This window comes from Pseudomonas weihenstephanensis, from assembly GCF_016812185.1.
GTDB lineage: Bacteria > Pseudomonadota > Gammaproteobacteria > Pseudomonadales > Pseudomonadaceae > Aquipseudomonas > Aquipseudomonas weihenstephanensis.
Genome location: NZ_JAAEBV010000004.1, coordinates 38,183 through 61,613, shown reverse-complemented (window position 1 = coordinate 61,613; position 23,431 = coordinate 38,183). Strand labels below are relative to the sequence as shown.

Sequence of the window (23,431 nt, the reverse complement as noted above, 5' to 3'; positions counted from 1 at the left end):
GGCACGATGGGTTAGGGTTGTGGTCGAACCGTTGAATTCAGTAATCGAAAGGATATAGCCATGCTGGACTGGAAAAAACGTGAGGGCAGCGCCCGCGAATCGGTCAAAGAGACCAAAACAGCGCCGCGTGGCTATTTCAAAAGCATCTTGCTAAGCCGCTCAATCGCGACGCTGTTGGGCGTGTATGTGCTGGTATGCCTGGGCTTTGGCTGGTATTGGAGTCAGGAGCCTGACCTGTTCCCTGTGCAGCAAAATGCCCAGCAGGCGGCTGACCGTGACGGCAAGCAAATGGTGCCGGGGTTCACCACGGTTGAAACCCTCAAAACCGTGGCCGGTACGCTGCTCAACAAGCCGGGCGGCTATTTGTCTAATGACCGCTTCCCGCCAGGCGTGCTGCTCGACAACATCCCGAGCTGGGAATACGGCGTGCTGGTGCAAGTGCGTGACCTGACCCGCGCCTTGCGCAAAGACTTCGCCCGCTCGCAGTCGCAGTCGGCCGAAGATGCGGATTTGGCCAAGGCCGAGCCACGCTTCAACTTCGACAACAAGAGCTGGATGCTGCCGTCCAGCGAGTCTGAGTATCAGGAAGGCATCAACTCGCTGAGCCGCTACCAGGCGCGCCTGTCCGACCCGAACCAGAAAAACGCACTGTTCTATGCCCGTGCCGACAACCTGAACAACTGGCTGGGTGATGTGGGCACGCGTTTGGGTTCGTTGTCGCAGCGCCTGTCGGCCAGTGTGGGCCGGGTCAAGCTCAATAGCACGCTGAAAACCGAGTCCTTGCAACCGGGCCAAGTGCCGGTGGTGGATGAAGAAATCGTCGAAACACCGTGGATGCAGATTGACAACGTGTTCTATGAAGCACGCGGTCAGGCGTGGGCGTTGTCGCACCTGTTGCGCGCCATCGAAGTTGACTTTGCCGACGTGTTGGCTAAAAAGAATGCAACGGTCAGTGTCCGTCAGATCATTCGCGAGCTGGAAGCAGCACAAGAGCCTCTATGGAGCCCGATGATTCTCAATGGCAGCGGTTATGGCATGTTGGCCAACCATTCGTTGGTCATGGCCAACTACATCTCCCGCGCCAACGCGGCGGTCATGGACCTTCGTCAATTGCTCTCACAAGGATAAGTGATGGCTATTTCAGCCTTGGAGGCCGCGCACCGTGCGGCCTCTGATGCCGAGCAAGTCGCCTGGGTCGATCGTGAAGACCGGTTACTGGGTGTCTTGCCTCGTGCCGAACTGCGCGATCGAGGTTTAATCGGGCGCGGCACGTTCATACTGTTATTCAATTCGGCGGGTGAGCTGTGCGTGCATCAGCGCACGCTGAGCAAGGCGCTGTACCCCGGCTACTGGGACGTGGCGGCGGGCGGCATGGTGGGGGCGGATGAAAGCTACGCCGACTCGGCTGCCCGTGAGCTGCAAGAAGAGCTGGGTGTCAGCGGCGTGCCGTTGACCGCCCATGAGCGTTTCTACTTTGACAGTGCGAATAATCACCTGTGGTGTGCGGTGTTTTCAGCCATCTGGGACGGGCCGTTGCAGATCCAGCCTGAAGAAGTGCAAAGCGCCCGCTTTATTTCGGTGGGCAAGGCGTTGTTCCTTAGTAAAATCCAGTCGTACTGCCCTGACTCATTGGCGGCGCTCAAACGTTACCTGGTCCAGACCCGAAAAAATTCTTCGTAGGCGCAGGCGCCGTGGTGTGAAAACGTTTGTAAATTGCCGCTGATTGGCTCTTGGGCACCGGCGATTTTGTCGTTACACTGCGCGACCTTTTCAGGCTCAAGCGGTTCGCCGCCTGAGTTGCGCTGCCCCTGCCAGAGTGGGGCTTCGCGGTCGGTAACCCCTGATGCTCCCGCGTCATGTGCTGGCCAATTTTTCGTCCTCCATCTAGAGGATTGCCGGTGGCCAAAAAAGCCGCATCCTTCGCCGCCCTTGGTGGCTTGGTATTTTCCACCGACGCAGGTCGTCACTGTCCGGACTGTCGTCAGCCGGTGGACGCCTGTACCTGCAAACAAACCCGCATCCCCGAAGGTGACGGCATTGCTCGCGTGCGCCGCGAAAGCAAAGGCCGTGGCGGCAAGACCGTGACCACCATCACCGGTGTGCCGCTGGCTGAAGATGCCCTCAAAGACCTGGCCACTACGTTGAAAAAACGCTGTGGCACCGGTGGTGCGTTGAAAGACGGCATCATCGAGATCCAGGGCGAGCACGTTGATCTGCTGTTAGCCGAATTGGTCAAACTCGGGTTTAAAGCCAAGAAGTCCGGCGGCTAGCAGCCTCTGTGAAAACCACCGCTGAGCCAGGCTGTTGCCCCTCCGGACTGACAGTCACCGCTGGCCATGGTTTTCACAGAGCCTGTTACGACGGGTTTCTAAACTCCACGCTGTGATCAGGGTCTACCCCTGTGCAGACGAATCTTCATATTCACGCTTTAGACTGCGCCAGCTTGCCTTCAGGCTGGGCTATTTGACTTATTTATAGGGGACTTCGATGTCCGTACGACGCACACGCAAAGACGATGGCAGCCAATGGACAGTTGCGGACAGCCGCAGTGTTTACGGGATTCGCCATTGGGGGGCCGGGTATTTCGCGATCAATGAAGCCGGTCGCGTAGAAGTCCGTCCGAACGGCCCGAACAGCTCGCCCATCGATCTGTACGAGCAAGTCGACGAACTGCGTAAAAGCAGCGGTTTGTCCTTGCCGTTACTGGTGCGTTTCCCGGATATCCTGCAAGACCGTGTACGCCAGCTGACCGGCGCTTTCGATGCCAACATCGAGCGTCTGGAATACCAGAGCAAGTACACCGCGCTGTACCCGATCAAGGTGAACCAGCAAGAGGCGGTGATCGAAAACATCATCGCCACCAAAGACGTGTCGATTGGCCTTGAAGCCGGCTCCAAGCCTGAGCTGCTGGCCGTGCTGGCGCTGGCCCCTAAAGGCGGCACCATCGTGTGCAACGGTTACAAGGACCGCGAGTTCATTCGTCTGGCGCTGATGGGCCAGAAGTTGGGTCACAACGTGTTCATCGTGATCGAGAAAGAGTCCGAAGTGGACCTGGTGATCGAAGAGGCGGCCTCGCTCAAGGTCAAGCCTCAAGTGGGCCTGCGCGTGCGCCTGTCGTCCCTGGCCTCCAGCAAGTGGGCAGACACCGGCGGCGAGAAGTCCAAGTTTGGCTTGTCGGCGGCGCAGTTGTTGTCGGTGGTTGAGCGCTTCCGCGCCGCCGGTCTGGACCAAGGCATTCGCCTGCTGCACTTTCACATGGGGTCGCAGATCGCCAACCTGGCTGACTATCAGCACGGCTTCAAAGAAGCGATTCGCTACTATGGCGAGCTGCGCAACCTCGGCCTGCCGGTAGACCACATCGACGTGGGCGGCGGTCTGGGCGTGGATTACGACGGCACGCACTCGCGCAACGCCAGCTCGATCAACTACGACATGGACGATTACGCCGGTGTTGTGGTCGGCATGCTCAAAGAGTTCTGCGACGCGCAAAACCTGCCGCATCCCAACATCTTTTCTGAAAGCGGCCGCTCCCTGACCGCGCACCACGCCATGCTGGTGGTGCAAGTGACCGACGTCGAAAAACACAACGACGACGTGCCGCTCATCGAGAACAAAGAAAGCCTGCCTGAAACCGTGCAATGGCTGGTGGACCTGCTGGGCCCGACCGACATTGAAATGGTCACCGAAACCTACTGGCGTGCCACGCACTACATGAGTGACATTGCCGCCCAGTACGCAGACGGCAAGATATCCCTGGCTGAAAAAGCCTTGGCTGAGCAGTGCTACTTCGCCGTTTGCCGTCGCCTGCACAACTCCTTGAAAGCGCGTCAGCGTTCGCACCGCCAAGTGCTGGACGAACTCAATGACAAGCTGGCCGACAAGTACATCTGCAACTTCTCGGTGTTCCAGAGCCTGCCGGACACCTGGGCAATTGGCCAAGTACTGCCGATTTTGCCGTTGCACCGTTTGAACGAAGAGCCGCTGCGCCGTGCCGTGCTGCAAGATTTGACCTGCGACTCTGATGGCAAGATCAAGCAATACGTCGACGAGCAAAGCATCGAGACCAGCTTGCCGGTCCACAGCCTGAACGAAGGCGAAGACTATTTGCTGGGCATCTTCCTGGTGGGCGCTTATCAGGAAATTCTCGGTGACATGCACAACCTGTTCGGTGACACCGACTCGGTGAACATCTACCAGAACGCTGACGGCAGCGTGTACCACGCCGGTATCGAGACCCACGACACCATCGAAGACATGTTGCGCTACGTGCACTTGTCGCCCGAGGAGTTGATGAACCACTACCGTGACAAAGTGGCCAGCGCCAACATCAGCGTCAAAGAGCGCGCCCAGTACCTGGACGCCTTGCGCCTGGGCCTGACGCGTTCGTCGTACCTGTCTTCGTAAGTTTCGCCAAGCCTTGAAAACGCCGCCCATTGGGCGGCGTTTTTGTTTTGCGCAGGCGCTGGCGAAGTGCGCTGATTAGCGGGGATGGAACCATCCGTCTTTGCGCTGCATGTGCCATGCATACGCACCCAGCGTGACGCTGCGCAGCACCATGAACAGCAGAAAACTTATCCACAGCCCGTGATTGCCATACTGGTGCAACGCCCAGGCGACGGGCAGGGCGATGATCACGCTGATCACCATCGCGTTACGCATTTCACGGGCACGGGTGGCGCCAATAAACAACCCGTCCAGCAAGTAACTCCACACCGCGATCAGCGGCAACAGCGCCAGGTACGGCACGTACTGGAAGGCCGTGTCGCGCACGCTCGGGATGTCGGTCTGCATGGCGATAAACAAATGCCCGCCGAACAAAAACAGCACCGCAAACCCTGCGCTGGCAATCAGCGACCAACCGCTGGCCACCACCATCGAGCGGCGCAAGGCGGTGCGATCGCGGGCGCCGATGGCGTGGCCGCACAGGGCTTCTACGGCATGCGCCAAACCGTCCAGCGCATGCGCCGCCAACAGCAAACCGTTGAGCAGCAGCGCATTGGCCGCCACCGTGGCATCGCCCAGTCGCGCACCTTGCAAGGTGATGAGGAAGAACACCGATTGCAGCATCAGGCTGCGGATGAAAATGTCGCGGTTGACCCCCAGCAGCGGTTTCCAGTTGTGCCACACCCGCAGCGCGGCCCACACCACCGTGCCCGGAAACCGGCGCAGTGCGCCGCGAGTCAGCCACAGGCCGAGCAGGGCGCCGCTCCACTCGGCAATCACCGAGGCGCGCGCCGAACCGACCACGCCCCAGTCCAGCCCCAGGACAAACCACAGGTTCAGGGCGATGTTCACCAGGTTGGTGGTGAGCAAAATCGCCAGCGGTGCCCGCGCGTTTTGCGTGCCCAAAAACCAGCCGACCAACGCATACGTGGCCAACGCACCGGGCAAGCCAAACAGGCGTGTGTGGAAGAAGTCCAGCGTCAACGCGTGCAGCTCGGCTGAGGGCTGCATCACGCTCAGCGCGACCCCGCTGAACGGAATCGCAATGGCCCCCAGAAACAGGGAGAGCAACACGCTAAGAGACAAGCCTTGCAACAAAATTTGCCGCAACGCCGTACCGTCTCCGCGCCCGGCGGCCTGGGCGGCGAAACCGGTGGTGCCCATGCGCAAAAAGCCCATCATCCAGGCCAGGAACACATACAGGCTGGCGCCCACGGCGACGGCGCCCAATTGATGGGCGTGGGGCAAGTGGCCGATGACCGTGCTGTCGACCAGCGCCACCAGCGGCACAGAAATATTGGACAAAATCATCGGCGCCGCCAGCGCCCAAACCCGGCGATGGGTAAGGCGGTCGCGCCAGTCGGCAAGCAGGGAAGATGACATGCAGGCTCCTTGAGGGGGCGGCATTGTAACCGGAGGATGGCTGGCGTAGTCGCTGTTGAGGCACGAAGGCGTCGAGAGGCGACCATCGATCGCAGCCGTCGTGCCTCGACCGCGACTACACGGGGCGCGCTGTTATATAGTCCCTCCCTTAAATGCCTAGCCAACGAGTACACCATGCTTAACAAAGGACTGTTCCTGGCCTGCGCGCTGGCGCTGCTGAGCGCTTGCGACTCTTCGTCTTCCGGCAAGCCTGCGGCGCCCTCGGCGTCAGTTGCAGCGCAAGCCGCCAAACCGGTGCAGGATGTCAAAACCCTCGCCCAGCGCTACGCCGGGCGCGAGTTAAGCGTGGTGGATGTTTCCGAAGTGCAACTGGACGGTGCCAGCACCTTGTCTGTGAGTTTCTCGGTGCCGTTGGACCCGCAGCAACATTTTGGCGATAAATTGCATCTGGTGGATGCCAAGACCGGCAAGGTCGACGGTGCCTGGGAACTCTCCGACAACTTGATGGAATTGCGTCTGCGCCACCTTGAGCCGCAGCGCAAATTGATCCTCACGGTTGACCCCGGCTTGCGGGCAGTCAACGACGCCAAACTGGCTGGTGAGTATGTCAGCCGTCTCGAAACCCGCGACCTGCAACCCACTGTCGGCTTCGCCAGCCGCGGCACGCTGCTACCGACCCGTCTGGCCGAAGGCTTGCCCGTCATTGCGCTGAACGTCGATAAAGTCGATGTGGAGTTCTTTCGGGTCAAGCCCGAATCCTTGCCGGCGTTTCTCAGCCAATGGGGCCGCAACAGCAGCCTGCAAAGCTATGAGGCCAAGGACCTGCTGGGCATGGCCGACCTGGTATACGGCGCGCGCTTTGACCTGAATCCGGCACGCAATACCCGCGAAACCGTGATCCTGCCCACCTCGGGCATCAAACCGTTGCAGCAGCCGGGGGTGTACCTGGCGGTGATGAAAGCCAGCGGCACTTACAACTATTCAACCCCCGCCACCCTGTTCACGCTCAGTGATATTGGCCTTTCGGTACACCGTTATCAGAAGCGTCTGGATGTCTTCACGCAGGCGCTGGAAGGCGGCAGTGCGCTAGGCGACGTGGCGCTGGAACTGCTCGACGGCAAAGGCAAAATGCTCGCCCAAGGCAAGACCGGCAAGGACGGCCATGCCGAGCTGGCATTGCCGCCCAAGGCCGAGGTGCTGTTGGCGCGTCAGGGCGATCAAACCAGCCTGCTGCGTTTGAACACCGCCGCGCTGGACCTGGCCGAGTTCGACATCGGCGGCCCGCAGGCACACCCGCTGCAATTTTTTGTGTTTGGCCCGCGTGATTTGTATCGCCCCGGCGAAACCGTGTTGCTCAACGCCTTGCTGCGCGACCGTGATGGCAACCCGGTCAAGCCACAGCCGGTGAGTGTTGAAGTGCGTCGCCCGGACGAGCAGGTCAGCCGCAAGTTTGTCTGGGAGCCGGATGCGTCGGGTTTCTACCAATACCCGCTGCAACTGGCCAGCGAAGCCCCGACCGGGCGCTGGCAACTGGTGTTTGACCTGGGTGACGGCAAACCGCAGCTCTATGAGTTTTTGGTTGAAGACTTCCTGCCCGAACGCCTGGCGCTGGAACTCAAGGGCAGCGATACGCCGCTGCGCCCCGATCAAACCGCCGAGATTCAGGTCAATGGCCGCTATTTGTACGGCGCCCCGGCGGCCGGTAATCGCCTGAGTGGTCAGGTCTATGTGCGTCCTTTGCGTGAAGCGGTTAAAGCCTTGCCCGGCTATCAATTTGGTTCGGTGACTGAACAGGAATTGACCCAGGACTTTGAGCTCGATGAAAGCGTGCTCAACGCGCAAGGCGAAGAAACCATCAGCCTTGAAAGCAAGTGGAGTGACGCCAAATCGCCGCTGCAATTGATCGTGCAAGCCAGTTTGCAAGAGTCGGGCGGGCGCCCCATTACCCGCCGACTGGTGCAACCGGTGTGGCCTGCCGAACGCCTGCCGGGGGTGCGCGGCCTGTTTGAGGGCACGGAAACCAACGGCGACGGCCCGGCTGAATTCGAGGTGCTGATTGCGGACAACGCGGGCAACAAATTGGCGGCCGATAACGTCAACGTGCGCCTGATTCGTGAGCGCCGTGACTACTACTGGAACTACTCGGACAACGATGGCTGGAGCTATCACTACAACGAGAAGTTTTTGAATCTGGGCGAAGAAACCGTGAGCCTCAAAGCAGGCGGCACGGCTAAAGTCAGTTTCCCGGTGGAATGGGGCCCGTACCGGGTTGAAGTGCAAGACCCGAAAACCGGGCTGATCAGCAGCCTGCGATTCTGGGCCGGGTATCAGGCACAAGACAACGCCGAAGGCGGTGCTGTGCGTCCCGATCAGGTCAAGCTGGCCTTGGACAAAGCCGCGTATGCCGATGGCGACACGGCCAACGTCACCGTCACACCGCCCGCCGCAGGCAAAGGCTACTTGCTGGTTGAAGGCAGCGATGGCCCGCTGTGGTGGGAAGAAATCGACGTGCCAGCCGAGGGCAAAACCTTCGATGTCAAACTGGATCCGCGCTGGGCGCGTCACGATTTGTATGTCAGCGCGCTGGTGATTCGTCCCGGCGAGCGCAAAACCAACATCACCCCGAAACGCGCCGTGGGCGTGCTGCACCTGCCGCTGGATCGTTCACAGCGTAAGCTGGCGCTGACGCTGGATGCCCCGCAAAAGATGCGCCCCAAGCAACCGCTGACGGTCAAGATCCGCGCCAAAAACGCAGACGGCAGTATCCCCAAACAAGCCCATGTGTTGCTGGCGGCGGTGGACGTGGGCGTACTCAATATCACCGACTACCCGACACCCGACCCGTACGCCAGCCTGTTTGGGCGCAAGGCCTATGGTGCTGACCAACTGGATATTTACGGGCAACTGATCGAAGCCGGGCAGGGCCGTTTGGCCAGCATGGCGTTCGGCGGTGACGCGGCGCTGGCCAAAGGCGGCAAGCGCCCGGCCACCAGCGTGACCATCGTCGCGCTGCAAAGCGCCCCCGTGACCCTGAACGAGCAGGGCGAAGGCGAAGTTAGCGTCAACATTCCCGACTTCAACGGCGAGCTGCGCGTGATGGCGCAAGCGTGGACCGACGACCGCTACGGCATGGCGCAAGCCACCACCGTGGTCGCCGCACCGCTGGTGGCCGAGCTGGCTGCGCCGCGTTTCATGGCGGGCGGCGACGAGACCCGGCTGGCGCTGGACCTGTCCAACCTCACCGACACCCCGCAAACCCTCGATGTGCGTTTGAACACCGAAGGTCAACTCAGCCTGCTGGGCCTGGACACGCAAAAAGTGACGCTCAGCCCCGGTCAGCGCAGCACCTTGCAGATCCCGGTCAAAGCCCTGGGTGGCTACGGCACCGGGCAGGTGAACGTCACGGTCAACGGGCTGAACCTGCCGGGTGAAACACTGGCACCGTTCACCCGCCAATGGACCTTGGGCGTACGCCCGGCGTACCCGGCGCTGCTCAAGCATTACCGCACCGTGCTTAACGATCAGCCGTGGAGCCTGCCTGAAGGCGAGTTGCACGCGTTCGAGCCAGCGGGGCGTGAAGCCTTGCTCAGCCTGTCGAGCCGTCCGCCGTTGAACCTGGGCGAACAGATCCGTGCGCTCAAGGCGTACCCGTACGGTTGCTCCGAACAAACCGCCAGTGGTTTGTACCCGGCGTTGTATGCCGATGCAGCCTTGCTTAAACGGCTGGGCCTTGAAGGCGAGCCAGATGCCGAGCGTAAACGCAAAATCGAGATGGGCATTGAACGCCTGTTGGGCATGCAGCGTTACAACGGCAGCTTTGGCCTGTGGGGCGCAGACGGTCAGGAAGAGTATTGGCTGACGGCGTATGTCACCGACTTCCTGTTGCGCGCCCGCGACCAAGGTTACGCGGTGCCGCCTGACGCGCTGAAAAAGGCCAGCGAGCGCCTGCTGCGTTACGTGCAGGAGCGCAACCTGATCGAAGCCGATTACAGCGACAACCTCGATCACACCCGCTTTGCCGTGCAAGCGTACGCCGCCCTGGTATTGGCGCGCAGTCAGCAAGCACCGTTGGGGGCGCTGCGCAGTATTTTTGAGCGTCGCAGTGATGCCCGTTCAGGTCTGCCGCTGGTGCAGCTGTCGATTGCCTTGCAAAAGATGGGTGACCAGCCTCGCGCCGATCAAGCCTTGGTGGCGGGTTTGGCCGTGACCCGCAAAGCCAATGAGTGGCTGGGTGATTACGGCAGCCCACTGCGTGATCAGGCGCTGATTCTGGCCCTGCTCGAAGAAAACAACCTGATGAGCGGCCAGCGCGAAGCCCGTGTGTTCGCGCTGTCTGACCAACTGGCTGCAAACCAGTGGTTGTCGACCCAGGAGCGCAACTCTCTGTTCCTCGCCGGTCGTGATTTGTTGAGCAAACCTGAACAGGACTGGTCGGCGCAACTCACCAGCGCTGGACAAACCCGTGAGCTGAACAACGCCCAGCCGGGGCTCAAACTGGAGGGGCCGCTGTTGGCATCACCGCTGACCCTGCGCAACCAAGGCAGCGTGCCGGTGTACCAACAGCTGACGATTTCGGGTTATCCACAGCAGGCACCCGCCGCGGGGGGTGAAAACATGAGCATCCGCCGTGACTATCTGGGCATGAACGGCGAACCGTTGAACCTGAAAAACTTGCAAAGCGGCGATCTGGTATTGGTGCACCTGGCCGTAACGGCCAAGCAGCGCGTACCGGATGCCTTGGTGGTGGACTTGCTGCCAGCGGGGCTTGAACTGGAAAACCAGAACCTGGGCCAAAGCGCTGCCAGCCTTGAAAACGCCAGCAGCCAGGTCAAGCAATGGCGCGAGTCGATGCAGAACGCCAGCGTGCAGCATCAGGAGTATCGCGACGACCGTTATGTGGCCGCCCTCAACCTGAACGGTTATGGCACCGCGCACTTGTTGTACCTGGCGCGGGCCGTGACGCCTGGCACCTACCGTGTGCCGCCACCGCAAGTGGAGTCGATGTACCGCCCCAACTGGCAAGCCGTAGGCGAAACACCGGGTGACATGGTGATCAAGGGCCGCTAACCCCCTACAGCAGGAGTGAGGCCCGCTCGCTCCTGCTGCACGGTGTTTTAACTAATGACCCAACTCAACACCCACAGCCCCAATAGCAGCCAGATGACGCCGCCGATGATGGACGCCCGCATGAAGGCGCGTACCGCGTTGTACAAAAACAGCAACCCGATGACCAGCACGGCGATGCTCACGATCGAGGTGTCCATGCCCAGCGCACGGGCCATGCCATCGATGAAATTACCGCCCGCCTGGGTGATCGCGTTGAACAGACCACTCAGGCTTTCGACGATCCAGCGCACCAACGTGCCCAACCATAGGCCCAGATTTCCAACAAAACTTTCGACGTGCATGGGGGATGTTCCGATTAATAAGACGGCCACTGTGCCAGAGATACCCATTGGGCAACCAGTCAGGATGCAAAGTTGCGTAACCGGCGAATGTTAGTGTCGACCCGGCTTAAAAAGATCCTGTGCTGCAGCCTCGCCAGCGTGCTGCTGGCGTGCGCCTTGCTGTGGCTGGCCGACCGGTTGTGGCCGCTGCCGTTGCCCAAGGATGACTTGGCCCGCGTGGTGCTGGCCGAAGACGGCACACCGCTGTGGCGCTTCGCCGATGCCAACGGCGTGTGGCGCTACCCGGTGAGCACGGACCAGGTGTCGGCGTATTACCTCGATGCGTTGCTGACCTATGAGGACCGCTGGTTTTTCCGTCACCCCGGCGTGAACCCGTTGGCGTTGGGGCGTGCGGCGTGGCAGAACCTCACGGGTGGGCGCGTGTTGTCGGGCGGCAGCACCTTGTCGATGCAGGTTGCGCGCCTGCTCGATCCGCACGAGCGCACACTGACCGGCAAGGTGCGCCAACTGTGGCGCACGGCCCAGCTGGAATGGCATTTGTCCAAGGACCAGATCCTCAACCTGTACCTCAATCGCGCGCCGTTTGGCGGCACCTTGCAAGGTGTTGCGGCGGCCAGTTGGGCCTACTTGGGCAAGTCGCCGCAGCACCTCACGCATTCCGAAGCGGCGCTGTTGGCCGTGCTGCCACAAGCCCCGAGCCGGTTGCGCCCTGACCGGCACCCGGCGCGGGCGCAGGTGGCGCGCGACAAAGTGCTGCGGCGCGTGGCCGAGTACCGGGTGTGGCCACAAACGGCGGTGGACGAAGCACTGCAAGAGCCGTTGTTGCTGGCTCCACGTCTGGAGCCAAGCCTGGCGCCGTTGCTGGCGCGGCGCTTGAATCGCCCCCACAGCCCGCCGCTGATCCGCACCACACTGGATGCCAACTTGCAGCGTCGCCTTGAAGACCTGCTGCTGGGCTGGCGCGCCCGGTTGCCCGACCACACCTCGGCGGCCATTGTGGTGGTCGAGACCGAGAACATGGCGGTGCGTGCGTACTTGGGGTCGGTGGACATCAACGACACGCGGCGCTTTGGCCATGTGGACATGATCAGCGCGCTGCGTTCGCCGGGTTCCACGCTCAAGCCGTTTTTGTACGGCATGGCGATGGACGCAGGGCTGATTCATTCCGAGTCGCTGTTGCAAGACGTGCCACGGCGCTACGGCGATTACCGGCCGGGGAATTTCTCGATGGGCTTCAGTGGCCCGGTGTCGGCCAGTGCGGCGTTGGCCATGTCGCTTAACCTGCCTGCGGTGCAATTGCTCGAAGCCTACGGGCCGAAACGGTTCGCCGCGGACATGCGCAATGGCGGCGTGCCCTTGAGTTTGCCTGCGCTGGCGGAGCCCAACCTGGCATTGATTCTGGGCGGCGCAGGCAGCCGACTGGAAGACCTGGTCAGTGGTTACAGTGCATTGGCGCGCGACGGTAAAAGCGCCAATGTGCGCTTGCAACCCAGCGATGAACTTCATGAGCGTCGTTTGTTATCGCCGGGTTCAGCCTGGGTTATCCGGCGCATCCTCAGTGGTCAGGCACGCCCTGATCGTGATCCTCGTGCCGAACTGGTACAGCGGCCGTTGCTGGCGTGGAAAACTGGTACCAGTTATGGCTTTCGCGATGCACTGGCGATAGGCGTAGGGCCGCGTTATTTGATTGGCGTGTGGATCGGGCGCCCGGACGGCACGCCGGTGCCCGGCCAGTTCGGCCTGGCGTCGGCAGCACCGCTGATGCTGCAAGTGCACGATGTATTGAGTAACCGCGACAGCCAGCGCGGTATTGTCGCGCCGGTGCAAGCGGTGCCGGGCAATGTCGGGGTGGCGGCCATTTGTTGGCCGTTGGGGCAGCCGCTGAACAAGGCAGATCCTAACTGCCGACGCCAGCGCTTTGCCTGGACGCTGGATCACACCACGCCGCCCACCTTGCTGGCGGCGGACCAACCTTTGGGCGTGGGCTTGCGCGAAACGATATGGGTCAATGCACAAGGTTTACGTGTGGGCGCGCAGTGCCCCGGCGCGCAGGAGCAAGACGTCGCCCTGTGGCCTGCGCCGCTGGAGCCGTGGCTGCCCAGGGTTGAGCGACGTGAAGCGCGCTTGCCCAAAGCCTCCACACAGTGCCCGCCGGCTGCGCTGCATTCGGTCACGCCGCTGTCGATTGTGGGCGTGCGCGACGGTGACCGTTTGCGCCAGCCTGCCGCCAGTGTGCAAGCGCTACGGCTCACGGTGTCGGCGTTGGGTGGGGACGGGCGCCGTTGGTGGTTTCTCAATGGTGCGCCATTGGGCGACAGCGCTCACCAGGACTCACTCAGCACTACGCTGGAGCAACGCGGGCGTTATGAGCTGAGCGTACTCGACGAAGGCGGGCAAACTGCGCGAGTCGGGTTCAGCGTGGTGGAGTAACTCGCTGTAGTGGCTGGCGCAGGCTGCGATTAAGCCCGTGGGGTTGTCGAGGAAACGGGCCTGCCAGGCAGTCCATCGCAGCCTGCGGCAGCGACTACAGCCACGGTGTCAATTGCGGTTATAGCGTTCGTTATAGTCGGCTGACGAAGTTTTTTTAAAGCGTGAGAATTCCGTGATATTTCAGGGTTTTTTTAACCCCGATCCCTCCCTAAGTATTAATCCCAAAGAGCATTAAACGCCTCGTTATAGAAGGGGTTAATACCAAGTTGTGAATTGTTCAAACAGGCCCTTGGGGTTGTTATGTCTGTAACGGATGAACGTATCTCTGACGACAGAGCAGAGAACCTTCGAACTCAGGCAAGCAGGTGCAAGGGAATCGATCATGAATACTCAACTGTGGTTAAAAACAAGTACTGCCTTACTGTTGGTCATGACTGTCAGCCTGTCGGGTTGCAGCAGCGGCGGTGGCGGTTCTAAAAGTCATGTAGCGGCCAGTACTCCCGACAGCAGCACAGGCGCAGGCGATGGCGGTACGGGCGGCGGAACCGATGGCGGAACTGGCGGTGGCGATGGCGGAACGGGCGGCGGCACCGGTGGCGGAACTGGTGGTGGCACAGGCGGCGGCACCGGTGGCGGAACTGGTGGTGGCACAGGCGGCGGCACGGGAGGTGGAACTGGCGGCGGCACCGGTGGTGGCACCGGTGGCGGAACTGGCGGCGGCACGGGCGGTGGCACCGGTGGCGGAACTGGCGGTGGCACGGGCGGTGGCACCGGTGGCGGAACTGGCGGCGGCACAGGCGCAGGGACCACGCCGTTAGTCACCGGTCAGGTTGTCAGCCAGATTGGCACGGCGCTCGGCGGTGTGGGCACAACGGTCAGTGGCCTGGGCAACACCTTGACCGCCGTACCCGTGGTAGGCGCAGCCGGCGGTCTGGTGGTCAATACCGGTAATGCGGTGACCTCGGTCACAGACGGTATCAACAAGGGCATCGGCACCCTGGGCACTGACAAAGACTCGCTGGGCATCACTGTGGCAGGCGCGACGACTGCGGTGAGCGACCTGGGTAAAGGCGTCACATCGCTGGGCACGGGTGTCAGCACCCTGATCGACAACACGCCGATCAACCAGATACCGGTGGTGGGCGGTGTCGTGAATAAAGTCACGGACGCAACTGGCGGTGTGGTGGGCAATTTGGGCAATACCGTCACGATGCTTGGCAATACCTTGACCGGCTCTGTCACGACCGGACCGTTGGGTAAGGTGACGGGTGGGGTGAATGACAAAGTGCTGGTGCCGGTGATCTCGCTGGTGGAAAACGTCACCGGCAAAGTGGGCACAACGACAGGCGTTGGCGCTCCCGTGGACGGTTTGCTGAACAAAGTAGGCACGGTGGTCGGTGGCCTCGGTGACAAGGTGGCGGGCACGGGTAATGGCAACCCGCTCACCAGCCTGGTAGGGGGTGTGCTGGGCGGCGTCGCGGGTGCAACCGATAAAGCCGGGGGCTATGTCAATCCTGCTCCGGCCACCGGTGGTGGCGCGGGGGGTGGTTCAGGTGGTTTGCCGGGCATCGCTGGCGCCGGCTTGCTGGAAACCGTCGGTGGCGTGGTCAACGGTGTCAGCACCGGTCTGGCAGGTGGCAGCACCAGTGGTGTGGTGGATGCGGCGGGGGCTAATGGCAATGCCATCGGCAATACCGTGGCGTCCATCGGTGGGGCGTTGGGCGGCACAGGTGTCGCAAATAACGCAGCCGGAGCGCCTTTGGCCGCAGTCACCACCACGGTCGGCACAGCGCTTAACCCGGTTACCAGTGCGGTGACGACGGTCACGCAAAACGTCGGGGCGGCGACGGGCGTGGGCGCACCGGTCAGTGGCCTGCTCAATCAAGTGGGCGGTGCCGTCAGCAGTGTCGGGGTCAAAGTGGATGCGGGCAGCAACAATCAAGGGGTGAGCGCGGTCGGTCAAACGGTCAATACCGTGGGCGCTACAGTGGGGGCTGTCGGGGGGCTGTTGAACGGTGGCACACCCGCCCAGGGCGGGGCTGCAACCGGTGGTCTGGGTGGCGTACTCGGTGGCCTGGGCAATCTGGGCAAGAAAAACTAACGAATTGCACCTGGCCGGTTCGACGGCCTTACCTACAGCGCCTACAGTTGGTTGAGACGAGAGGTTCAGATGAATCTCTCGTCTTTTTTCATGCGAGGAATGTAGGAATTGCACCGGGTAGCGTTGCAGTCAGACGACGCGTCCACCTCGTCATGTCGCGGTTGTTGACCAAGGAGTGTCATATGCGTACTTGCGTTCCTCTTCTGTGTCTGGCTTTGACCCCGTATGCGTTGGCTGAGCCGCTGCCGCGTTTTCTCAACAGCAACGACACGATGCAAACCCTGCCCACGCCCAACCTGCCGGTCGATGCTTATCGCCCGCAAAAGCCTGCGTTGCAACTCCCTAAGCCTGGGGCCGTCGAACCACCGCCGCTGGTCATGGGCACGAAGCTGACCATTCGTAAATTGCAGATTGAAGGGGGCACGGTGTACCCGCTCAAGGAGTTGGGCGCGGCGTATCAACCGCTGCTTGGGCATGAAATCAGCCTGGCACAACTGATCGATGCCACGCGCACCCTCACCACGCGCTATCAAACCGATGGCTATCTGCTGTCTTACGCCTATCTACCGCCGCAGGACTTTGCGCAAGGGCTGGTCCGGGTGGTGCTGGTGGAAGGCTACATTCGTGACTACACCGTGCAAGGCGATGTCGGTCGGGTGAAAGGCTTTATTGATGAGTTGGTGGACAAGCTCAAGGGCGAGCGCCCTTTGACGCGTAAAACCTTCGACCGTTACGCAACGTTGATGGGCCGCATTCCGGGCGTCACCCTGCAAGCGCAAGTGCCGCCACCGGGCACCACCGATGGCGCCTCAACCCTGACCATCAACGCCAGCCGCAAGCCGTTCACCACCAGCATGAGCCTCACCCAAGGCAGCCGTGACAGCACGCAGGCGTTGTTGGGTGTGAGCAGCAACTCGCAAACGGCGATGGCCGAGCAACTGACGTTGAGCGGGCTGTTCCCGCCGGGTAACGACAAAGAACATTACTACCGCATCGACTACAGCCAATACCTGAATGCCGAAGGCACTCAGTTGAGCCTGTACGGTGCGCGCTATCGCAGCGACCCCGGCAGCAGCATTGCCACCAGCGACGGCTTTGAACTCAAACCGCACCGCGAGAATGATCGCTTCTCGATTGGCGTCAGCCACCCGCTGATTGCCGCGCCGAACCAGTGGCTCAGCGTCGGCTCGCGTCTGTATGGCGTGAACGACAGGACGGATTACGATGTGGTCGGTTTTCCGGTCAGCATCAGTGAAAAAACCGATGTGCGTGCCTTGGCGTTTGAGGGGGATTGGCGCAAATCCAATGCCAAGCAATTGCGCATCGTCAGCGCCGGTTTGTACCAGGGCATGAATGGCTTGGGTGCCAAGAGCGAAACCAGCCTGACCGGTAACCAATACGACCTCGATTTTTTCCGCCTGCGCCTGTCGGGCGTACAGAGTGACACCTTCTTTGAAAACTGGCAGGGCGTGATGTCCGGCGCGTTGTATTGGAGCAGCGACAGCCTGCCCGACAGTGAGCGCGCGGTGTTTGGCGGGCAGAACTTTGGCCGTGGCTACCCCGATGACCAAGCCTCCGGCGACAAAGGCTGGGGGGTGGCATATGAGGTCAACTACAGCTTCAACCGGGACGGTGAGTGGGTGAAATTGCTGCAACCGTATGGGGTGCTGGACAAGGCCAAAACCTGGTTCAACGATTTACCGTTCAAAGGTTCGGACATGTCATCGGCGGCCGTGGGTCTGCGTTTTGGCGACAAGCGTTATTACAACATCGCCCTCGAAGTGGCCAAACCCATGTCCGACATGGCGCTGGACAGCTTCAACCGTCGCCCGCGCTACACCTTGAGCTTCAGTTACCAGTTGTAAGACGTACTTGGGGTGGCTGACCAAGGCTGCGATGTTGGACCTGCCACGTTAAACATCGCAGCCAGCGGCAGTTCCTACGCGGGGTGCAGCGCTCGTAATAACGGGAGGATCAGTGCTCAGCCAGACTTAGGGTGGGCAATGGGAAGAGGTTGTTGAGGGTGTCGAGCAGGCGTGCGTGGTAAATGGGTTTGCGGAACAGGTCCAACACCTGCAAGCGCAGCAAATCACTGACGTCGTCCATGTCGGCATGGCCCGACATGACAATCACCGGCAGATGTTGGCGGGCGGTGTGTTCGCGCAGGCGCTTGATCAGCGAAATACCACTTTCTTCAGGCATGCGCAGGTCGGTGATGACCAGCGCAATGTCGGGGTGTTTGGTCAGCTGTTGCAGCGCGATCTTGACTGACACCGCGGTAAAGCAACAAAAACCCTCGCCCTCCAGCAGCTCGGCCAGCTCCAGAAGTGCGTCCTCTTCGTCATCCACGAGAAGCAGTTGTTGGCGTGACGAAGAGGTTGTCATCTTGCTGTCCTGTAAAAATGGAACGGTCAAATATATTTCCCCTCTGTGCTCTTACGTCACCGTCGTGCCGCCCAAGGCAGTCACGACTTTGTTTAAAGTACTTTTAATAGCATCTGTAAAGGGGGTTGCAAAAAGAATAATTGCCAGTGCAACGATCCCCACAATCACCACGTATTCAATACCCGCCGCCCCGTCCTTGCGCTTAATCAGTTGTTGGGTGTGATAGACACAGAACGCCTGAGCCGGCGCATACACTTTAAGAACAGTATCTAAAAGCATCAGACTTCTCCTTAGTGTTAGTGCGCCGAGGCGGGCACTGTGTAACGGTGGTGCGACATAATTCCTATTTGCCACCACAGCATTGTCAACAAAGCTCAAGCTCACAACTGTAAGAAAGGATTAATCACAAAGTATTAATCCATCCAAGTCAGGCGAAGCGGATCCAAAAAAGGTAAACAAATCAAAGTGTCTGATTTATCAGCTAGAAATAATCCGCTCAGTAATGGCGTTTTGTCCTAGCTGCGCTACCTTCAAATAGCGAAATGGTTGCAAGCCGTCTTGACGTTCATAGCTACCTGATTGCGAATGATTTTTCGTCTGCCATACGCAGTGGGAAGGGAGTGCCAATATGAACAATCGTCGCAGTCTGGTACTGGCCGGCGTCCTTTTTTTAGGCGCCATTGCTGCCGGTTTTTGGGGGTTGATGTTGACCCGCAATCAGCCGGTTGCCCCCGTTCCTGTGGCCCAAGTGGTGGAGCAGGGCGCCGCTAATCTTGAGGATCAGACCAAGCAATCGGTGGTGGTGTTGAGCCGTGATGTAGCCCCGCATGTGGCCCTGACTGCCGAAGATTTGACGCTGGAAAAATTGCGCACAGCGCCCATTGGCAGCTTGACCTCTATCGAACAGGCGGTGGGGCGAACGCCGTGGCGCGCTCTCAATGCAGGCACTTGGCTGACCGAACAAAGCTTCGAAGTGGGCGGGCCGCTGGCGCGCATGATTCGCCCGGATGAGCGTGCGCTGGCCGTGGCAATTGACGAGGTGAGCGGTGCTGCCGGGCAGTTTGGCCCCGGTGATTACGTTGATATTTTGTTGTTTCTGCGCCAGGACACCGCCAACCCTGAACCCTCGGCGCAACTGGTGCTGCCGGCGGTGCGGGTGTTGAGTCTGGGCGATGAACTGGGGCTGACCAGTGACGGCCAGCCCGCCAGTGCGGCACCCACGCCCGAGCAGGCTCAACAGCAAGCGGCGCGCCGGGTCAGTGCACGCACGGTGGTGCTCGCCATTCCCGAACCGTTGGTCAATCAATTAATGCTCGCGACGCAGGCCGGGACGTTGCGTCTGGCCGTGCGCAGCGCGCAAGAGCAGCGTTTGAGCAAGTACTGGTCGGGCGATGAAGACGCCTCCAGCAATGTGCAAGCGGCCAGGCGCGGGCTTTATCAGTTCAATCAATTAGCCATGGCAAGCCCGGTCAAAGCCCCGGCCACTCGCCCTGCTGGCGCCCCTCGGGTGCGCGGTATCGAGATTATTCGGGGCGCTCAAACCGCCCAACAGCCTGCCCAATAAAAATTCCTGATCTGCAAGGAAGCCCAGCATGAGTCAACGTTGTGTGCCGCTGTTCAAATGCGCTGTCTGGACGCTGGTGTTAACTGGTGTGTGTGTGCAAATGGCCTCGGCGGCCTCGGGCAGTTGCGCGTCATTGGGGGCATTGCCCTCCGTATTGGAAGTGGGGCAAGGCACCCAGCAAGCACTGGATTCCCCGGTCAGCATTACCCGCATTGCAGTGGGCGACCCGACCATTGCCGATGTGCAGGCCAATGGCGACAGTGCCTTTGTGCTCACGGGCGTCGCCCCCGGCACCACCAGCTTGATGGTCTGGACCGCGTGCTCCAAATCGCCACGCCAGAGCATGGTGTTCGTCAAAGGCAAGGCCAGCAGCGGCTTCACCACGGCGTCCCTTGCACCCTCTGAAGACCCGACCTTGCCCAGTCAGGTACAGACCGACATTCGTTTTGTCGAAGTCAGCCGCACCAAGCTTCAGGAAGCCAGTACTTCGATTTTTGGCATGGGCAGCAACTTTCTGCTCGGCTCGCCGGGCGCGCTGATTACCACGGCCGAAAACATCATCACGGGCGGCCCTCCCGCCAATAACAAGTACTTCAACATCGGTTTTGGCGGCGGGCGGGTAAGGGCGATGATCAATGCTCTGGAAGGCAGCGGTTTTGCCTACACCCTGGCGCGTCCAAGCCTGGTCGCGTTGAGCGGTCAAAGTGCGACGTTTCTGGCGGGAGGCGAGGTGCCGATCCCGGTGCCCAGTAGCGGCAGCGATAACGTGTCGATTGAGTACAAGGAGTTCGGTATCCGCCTGACCTTGACCCCGACGGTGGTCAGCCGTGATCGCATCCTGCTCAAAGTCGCCCCCGAAGTCAGCGAGCTGGATTACACCAATGCGGTGAACATCGCCGGTACGCTGGTGCCCGGTCTGACGGTGCGACGCACCGACACCAGCATATCCCTGGCCGATGGCGAGAGTTTTGTCATCAGTGGGTTGATCAGCTCGCGCAACAGCTCCCAGGTGGATAAATTCCCCGGCCTGGGCGATATCCCGATTCTAGGGGCGTTTTTCCGCTCCTCCAACATCAGCCGCGAAGAACGCGAGTTACTGATGATTGTCACCCCGCATTTGATTCAACCCTTGGCGGCCAACGCGCAACTGCCGTCGTTGCCTGGCGAAAAACTGCGCAACTACGACCCCAATTGGTATCGCCTGTATTTCCTTGAAAACGGCAATTTCAATCGCCGTAGCGGGTTATCCAAATGAGCGAAAGCCTGAGCCAGACGTTTCTCGCACTGACGCGCAACAACACCGATCTTGAATGGTTACAGGGGGCGCTGGCGCCGCTGGGGCAAGTGGTGGGGGCGGGCACCAGCAGCCTGGACGAGCTGCTGGCACTGGTGGATGTGACCTTCGCCGGGCTGGTGTTTGTGGGGCTGGACCGCGAAAAAGTTGTGGCCCAGTGCGCGTTGATTGAAGGCGCGCTGGAAGCCAAGCCGATGCTGGCGATTGTTGCGTTGGGCGATGGCATGGACAACCAACTGGTGCTCAACGCCATGCGCGCCGGAGCGCGCGACTTTGTCGCCTATGGCTCGCGTTCCAGCGAGGTCTCAGGGCTGGTGCGGCGCCTGAGCAAGCGTCTGCCAGCGGTCACGCCGAACGCGCAACTGGGTGGCCTGACCGTGATGTACAGCGCGCAGTGCAATGCGGACGGCGCGTTGCTGGCCAGTCATCTGGGGCTGGTGGTGCAAAAGAGCGGTCAACACACGCTGTTGCTGGATTTGGGTTTGCCGCGTGGCGACAGCATCGCGATGTTGGGCCTTGAAAGCACGTTCTACTTTGGCGACGCCTTGCGGCATTTGCGCCGCCTGGACAGCACGCTGATCGACAGTGCCTTTACCACCGCCCCCGGCGGGCTGCGGATTTTGGCCTACAGTGACAGCGACGAACCGCTGGAGCACACCAGCGCCGCCGAGTTGTACATGTTGCTCAGCGCCTTGCGTCAGCACTTTCAGCACATTGTGGTGAACCTCACGGGCCAGCCTGACAGTGAAGCCTTGCGCACCTTTGTCAGCCATTGCGACAAGTTGCTGTGGTACACCGATCAAAACGTACTCGATTGCCGCCGCAACCTGGCCATTCTCAACCTGTGGCGCGCCAAGGGCATGAAGCTCGAACATGCGCGACTGTTGGTGGACCGTTACCTGCGCGGCGTCGCGCCGGACGCCGATGCACTGGCCAAAAGTTTTGGCCTTGAAGTACTGGCCACGTTGCCCCCCAGCGACGAACTGCGCATGAACGCCAAAAACCAGGCCACCACCCTGTTCGAGTTGGCCCCGCGAGAAGCGCTGAGTCAGGGCCTCAAAACCTTGGGCGAGCGCTTTGCCAAACGTTCCGAGGGGCTGGAAAAACCGTCTGCCAAATGGTTGAACCGTCTGTGGGGGGTTAAATGAGCGGCGAAAAATTATTCGGCGCGGGCCTGCATACCAAGAATGGGCATGCCGATCACGACAGCCTGAAACTGGTGCTGCATCGCTACATCATCGATGCGATCGAAGAGTCCGGCAAAAACCTGCTTGAAGACTCCCGTCAGGCGTTGTCGCAATTTGTGACGGACAAAGTTGCCGAGTACGTATCCCGCCTGCACCTGGCGATCTCGCGCTATGAAATGGAGCGTTTGGCGGAAGAAATCGTCGACGAACTGACCGGTTTCGGCCCGCTGGAAGTGCTGCTGCGCGACCCGGCCGTTACCGAAATTCTGGTCAACGGGCCGCACCGGGTGTTTGTTGAACGCGACGGCATCCTGCACCAGAGCGAGCTGCGCTTTATTGACGATCACCACGTTGAACGGGTGATGCAGCGTATTTTGGCGCCGCTGGGGCGCAGGCTCGATGAGTCCTCGCCGATGGTGGATGCGCGCATGCCGGACGGCAGCCGAGTGAACGCGATCATCCCGCCGATTGCGCTGGACGGCCCGTGCCTGTCGATTCGAAAGTTTCGTAAAGACATGCTTAAAAGCACTGACCTGATGGCGATGCAAACCATCGACCAGGCGATTTACGCGTTTATTCAAGAGGCGGTTGGCCAGCGCTGCAACATTTTGATCAGCGGCGGTACGGGCACCGGCAAGACCACGCTGCTCAACATCCTCAGCCAGTTGATCAACCCGTACGAGCGCCTGGTGACCATTGAAGACGTCGCCGAATTGCAGTTGGGGCACCCGCACGTCGTGCGTCTGGAAACCCGCCCGCCGAATGCCGAAGGCCACGGCGAAGTCAAAGCCAGCGACTTGATTCGCAACGCCCTGCGCATGCGCCCCGACCGCATCATTCTGGGGGAGATTCGCGGCGTCGAAGTGCTCGATGTGCTGACGGCGATGAACACCGGCCACGACGGCTCGATGAGCACCGTGCACGCCAACACCGCGCAGGATGCCCTGTTGCGCCTGGAAACCCTGGTGGGCCTGACCGGGCGTACGGTGGCAGAGAAAACCTTGCGCCAAATGATCTGCGCCGCCCTGGATGTGATTATTCAACTGACGCGCATGCCCGATGGACGCCGCTGTGTCAGCGAGGTGCTGGAAGTGGTCGGCGTGCGCGATGACGTCTACGTGACTAACACCCTGTTTCGACTGGACCGGCGCACCGGTTTTGGCTTTATGCGCGAAGCACTCAACCCGGCGGGCGACAAATTGCGTCGTGAACCGATTGTGAATCTCCACGGCTGAG

16 protein-coding genes are annotated in these 23,431 nt (G+C 60.7%); 12 read left to right on the top strand and 4 right to left on the bottom strand.

The window, feature by feature from the left end; all coding sequences use genetic code 11:
• The first annotated feature begins 60 nt into the window (after window positions 1-60).
• The 4 genes from GYN01_RS13930 (at window position 61) to speA (ending at window position 4,404) form a co-directional block, all read left to right on the top strand.
• Entirely contained in the window at window positions 61-1,128 is a 1,068-nt protein-coding gene (locus GYN01_RS13930) for a DUF2333 family protein (RefSeq protein ID WP_048400403.1), read from the top strand.
• A 3-nt stretch (window positions 1,129-1,131) separates the two neighbouring features.
• The gene (locus GYN01_RS13925; RefSeq protein ID WP_048400401.1) at window positions 1,132-1,680 is read left to right on the top strand and encodes an NUDIX hydrolase; all 549 of its coding nucleotides are present in this window, start codon (window positions 1,132-1,134) and stop codon (window positions 1,678-1,680) included.
• A 218-nt stretch (window positions 1,681-1,898) separates the two neighbouring features.
• On the top strand, window positions 1,899-2,270 hold the full coding sequence (locus GYN01_RS13920; protein WP_048364354.1) for a translation initiation factor Sui1: 372 nt from the start codon (window positions 1,899-1,901) through the stop codon (window positions 2,268-2,270).
• Between the two features lie 217 nt (window positions 2,271-2,487).
• On the top strand, window positions 2,488-4,404 hold the full coding sequence (gene speA / locus GYN01_RS13915) for an arginine decarboxylase (protein WP_048364353.1): 1,917 nt from the start codon (window positions 2,488-2,490) through the stop codon (window positions 4,402-4,404).
• Between the two features lie 75 nt (window positions 4,405-4,479).
• Here the strand turns inward: speA and GYN01_RS13910 are convergent, their stop codons facing one another.
• Window positions 4,480-5,826, bottom strand: coding sequence for an MATE family efflux transporter (locus GYN01_RS13910; RefSeq protein WP_203307319.1), 1,347 nt, complete (start codon window positions 5,824-5,826; stop codon window positions 4,480-4,482).
• Window positions 5,827-6,000: 174 nt separating this feature from the next.
• Here GYN01_RS13910 and GYN01_RS13905 point away from each other — a divergent pair, with 174 nt between their 5' ends.
• The gene (locus tag GYN01_RS13905) at window positions 6,001-10,893 is read left to right on the top strand and encodes an alpha-2-macroglobulin family protein (protein WP_203307318.1); all 4,893 of its coding nucleotides are present in this window, start codon (window positions 6,001-6,003) and stop codon (window positions 10,891-10,893) included.
• A gap of 47 nt (window positions 10,894-10,940) precedes the next feature.
• Here the strand turns inward: GYN01_RS13905 and GYN01_RS13900 are convergent, their stop codons facing one another.
• On the bottom strand, window positions 10,941-11,234 hold the full coding sequence (locus GYN01_RS13900) for a hypothetical protein (protein ID WP_048364350.1): 294 nt from the start codon (window positions 11,232-11,234) through the stop codon (window positions 10,941-10,943).
• 87 nt (window positions 11,235-11,321) lie between these two features.
• Here GYN01_RS13900 and pbpC point away from each other — a divergent pair, with 87 nt between their 5' ends.
• From pbpC to GYN01_RS13885, 3 genes are all read left to right on the top strand, one after another.
• On the top strand, window positions 11,322-13,664 hold the full coding sequence (gene pbpC, locus GYN01_RS13895; RefSeq protein ID WP_203307441.1) for a peptidoglycan glycosyltransferase PbpC: 2,343 nt from the start codon (window positions 11,322-11,324) through the stop codon (window positions 13,662-13,664).
• Between the two features lie 382 nt (window positions 13,665-14,046).
• A complete protein-coding gene (locus GYN01_RS13890) occupies window positions 14,047-15,765 on the top strand; it encodes a collagen-like triple helix repeat-containing protein (RefSeq protein WP_203307317.1) in 1,719 nt (572 codons plus the stop codon).
• Window positions 15,766-15,947: 182 nt separating this feature from the next.
• Entirely contained in the window at window positions 15,948-17,630 is a 1,683-nt protein-coding gene (locus GYN01_RS13885; RefSeq protein ID WP_203307316.1) for a ShlB/FhaC/HecB family hemolysin secretion/activation protein, read from the top strand.
• Window positions 17,631-17,739: 109 nt separating this feature from the next.
• Here the strand turns inward: GYN01_RS13885 and GYN01_RS13880 are convergent, their stop codons facing one another.
• Entirely contained in the window at window positions 17,740-18,150 is a 411-nt protein-coding gene (locus tag GYN01_RS13880; protein WP_048364348.1) for a response regulator, read from the bottom strand.
• Window positions 18,151-18,201: 51 nt separating this feature from the next.
• On the bottom strand, window positions 18,202-18,429 hold the full coding sequence (locus GYN01_RS13875; protein WP_048364347.1) for a Flp family type IVb pilin: 228 nt from the start codon (window positions 18,427-18,429) through the stop codon (window positions 18,202-18,204).
• A 349-nt stretch (window positions 18,430-18,778) separates the two neighbouring features.
• Here GYN01_RS13875 and cpaB point away from each other — a divergent pair, with 349 nt between their 5' ends.
• The 4 genes from cpaB to GYN01_RS13855 are packed head-to-tail and all read left to right on the top strand — an operon-like array spanning window position 18,779 to window position 23,430.
• On the top strand, window positions 18,779-19,714 hold the full coding sequence (gene cpaB, locus GYN01_RS13870) for a Flp pilus assembly protein CpaB (protein WP_048400391.1): 936 nt from the start codon (window positions 18,779-18,781) through the stop codon (window positions 19,712-19,714).
• A 28-nt stretch (window positions 19,715-19,742) separates the two neighbouring features.
• Window positions 19,743-20,969, top strand: a complete 1,227-nt coding sequence (locus GYN01_RS13865; protein ID WP_203307315.1) for a type II and III secretion system protein family protein — start codon at window positions 19,743-19,745, stop codon at window positions 20,967-20,969.
• Window positions 20,966-22,156, top strand: coding sequence for a CpaE/TadZ family protein (locus tag GYN01_RS13860; protein ID WP_203307314.1), 1,191 nt, complete (start codon window positions 20,966-20,968; stop codon window positions 22,154-22,156). The genes GYN01_RS13865 and GYN01_RS13860 overlap by 4 nt, the downstream gene beginning before the upstream one ends.
• Entirely contained in the window at window positions 22,153-23,430 is a 1,278-nt protein-coding gene (locus GYN01_RS13855; protein WP_048364343.1) for a TadA family conjugal transfer-associated ATPase, read from the top strand. Before GYN01_RS13860 ends, GYN01_RS13855 begins: the two co-directional genes overlap by 4 nt.
• Window position 23,431 lies beyond the last annotated feature (1 nt).